Origin of the sequence: Candidatus Contendobacter odensis Run_B_J11, assembly GCF_000531125.1 — a bacterium.
GTDB lineage: Bacteria > Pseudomonadota > Gammaproteobacteria > Competibacterales > Competibacteraceae > Contendibacter > Contendibacter odensensis.
The window spans coordinates 1-2,544 of the sequence record NZ_CBTK010000208.1; the positions used below are offsets into that span (position 1 = coordinate 1).

Consider the following 2,544-nt stretch of genomic DNA (forward strand, 5'->3'; position numbering starts at 1 on the left):
TGTCACCTTTGGCAGCCTGAGCCGTTCCATCCGCTTTAATCATCGAGTGATTGCCGCTTGGGCCACGTTGCTCAAGACCATCCCTCATGCACGGTTGATGCTGAACGCCCACAGTTTTAATGAAAAAGAGACGGTGGAGTTGTTCACGAAGCAGTTTATGGAACAAGGAATTGGTTGGGAGCGACTGATCCTGACTCGAACCGATCCGTGGACTGGGTATGCGCGACTGGATATTGCCTTGGATCCGTTCCCGCACAATGCCGGCACCACGACGTTTGAGGCCTTATGGATGGGAGTCCCGGTTATCTCGCTGCGAGAGCGGCCCTCGGTGGGGCGCTTTGGTGACGCGATCCTAGGCGCGATGGGGTTAAGCGAATGGGTCGCGGACAGCGTCGAGGACTATATCGCCATCGCGGTGCGCCTCGCCGGGAATCTGGATGCCTTAGCTCAATGGCGAACAGACTTGCGCGAGCGGATGCGGATTTCTCCCTTATACGATGAAGCAGGTTTTACCCGCAACCTCGAAACCGCCTATCGGGAAATGTGGCAGATATTTTGCCAGAATTCAAAAAAATAAGTGGAGGATTTTAATCATGGAATCACCTTTTGACTTAATCAATTTCAACGCGCCCTCGATATCCATCGCGGACTGTTTAACCCAGGCAATCTCTTATCATCAAGCCGGACAGTCGGAACATGCTCGGAGATTATATGAAGCTATTCTAGCCAAGCAGCCGGATCACTCCGAAGCTTTGCATTTGTTGGGACTGATTCACTATCAATATGGGCAGCACGATCGTGCTGTAAAACTGATTCGACAGGCAATTTCAAAACAAATTGATAATATTGAGTATTTGAGAAACTTGGGTGTGGTTTTGCAATCCTGCAATCGTCTGGAAGAATCAATAAGCTGTTATCTTCGTGTACTGCAAATAAAACCAGATGATGCTGCATCTTATAATAACTTGGGCGTTATTATGCAGCAGCTTGGCAGAATAGAAGAAGCAGTGGAGTATTATTCAAAAACTTTAGTGATTGATCCTGGTTGGTATAATGCCAGCTATAATCTTGCTCATTTTATGCAGTTACAGGAAAAATGGAAAGAAGCCATTGAATATTATCAGCAAACTTTAGTTTATAAGCCCGATTATTTTGATGCACTGATTGGGCTTGGTGATGCATTTTTGAATCTTAATCAGCCTGAAAAAGCTTTGCTCTCTTATAGGAAGGCTTCGCAGATTGAGAGTGATTCAGCTATCGTTTATTTCAGTATGGGTAATGCCCTTCAATGTTTAGGCAGAAATCAGGATGCGGTCACACAGTATCGCCATGCCTTGAAGTTAAAAAAAGATTATGCTGAAGCTTATGTTAATCTTGGTACTCTACTTCAAAAAATTGGAGAGTTGGATGCAGCTCTGAAATGTTATCAATTAGCACTTCGATTTGCGCCAAATATCCCAGAAACTCATAACAACATTGCTAATGTTTTCCATGCAAAAGCTGAGTATGAGGAAGCTATTGAACATTATCAGGAAGCATTGCGTCTTAAACCCAATTATGCTGAAGCCTGTTTTAACTTAGCTGATACACTACAGGCTTATGGTCGCTTGGAGGAAGCTGTTTTTTACTTCCAGGAAGCTATTAAATTGCAAAAAAATAACGCTGAAGCGTGGTCCGCTTTGGCTTGTTTATTGGAAAAACAGGGAAAATTTGACAAAGCCATTGAATGCTATGAACAGGCTTTTTTGTTAAAGCCTGATTCTGCAGGAATAGCCAATGATCTGGCCAATAGTCTTTATCACCAGAAGCAGCTAGAAAAAGCGATTTTTTACTACCAAAAAGCGATTGAAATCAAACCAGATTTTGCTGCTGTGCATTATAATATCGCCAATTTATTGCAAGCATCTGATAAATACGAAGAGGCTATAGCTTATTATAGAAAAGCTTTACAATTAGATCCTTCTTTAGTCGATGCTTGGATGAATTTAGGAAATGCTTTGTTGCAGGAGGAAAATGCGGAGATGACTGTTTTACGGGAGGGGTTTGACTGCTTGAAAAAAGCGATCAATCTTAAACCAGATTACCCTGAAGCCTATTCCAATTTGGCGAGTGCGTTTTTTACCGATGGTCAGTTTATTCAAGCCATTAATTTTTACCAAAAAGCTTTGTCGCTTAACCCGCGTTTGCCGAAAGCTAATCGTGGGCTTGCTAGTTCTATGACCGAGTTAGGTGATATTGAAAAAGCCATCCGTCAAGTAAAAGATGGAATGTTTTTGAAAACTCCGGATGATCCACCCGAAGATTACTTATTTATACTTAATTATCATCCTGATTATTCAGCAGAAACGATTTATCAGGAATATCAGGCTTGGGAAAAGATTTATCTAAAAGATTTGCAACCCACCGTTGCGACTTACCCGAATGATCGTGAAATGCAACGGCGCCTACGGGTGGGTTATGTATCGCCGGATTTTCGAGCGCACTCAACGCGAAGCTTTATCGCGCCGATACTGGCGAACCATGACCACCGCCGGGTAGAAGTGT

Annotated in this window: 2 protein-coding genes; both read left to right on the forward strand. The window is 43.2% G+C overall.

From position 1 onward, the window contains the following. Positions 1-577, forward strand: a 577-nt coding sequence (locus tag BN874_RS12355) for an O-linked N-acetylglucosamine transferase family protein (protein WP_034433783.1), incomplete at its 5' end; no start/stop codon positions are given. A gap of 16 nt (positions 578-593) precedes the next feature. After that, positions 594-2,544, forward strand: a 1,951-nt coding sequence (locus BN874_RS12360; protein WP_034433785.1) for a tetratricopeptide repeat protein, incomplete at its 3' end; no start/stop codon positions are given.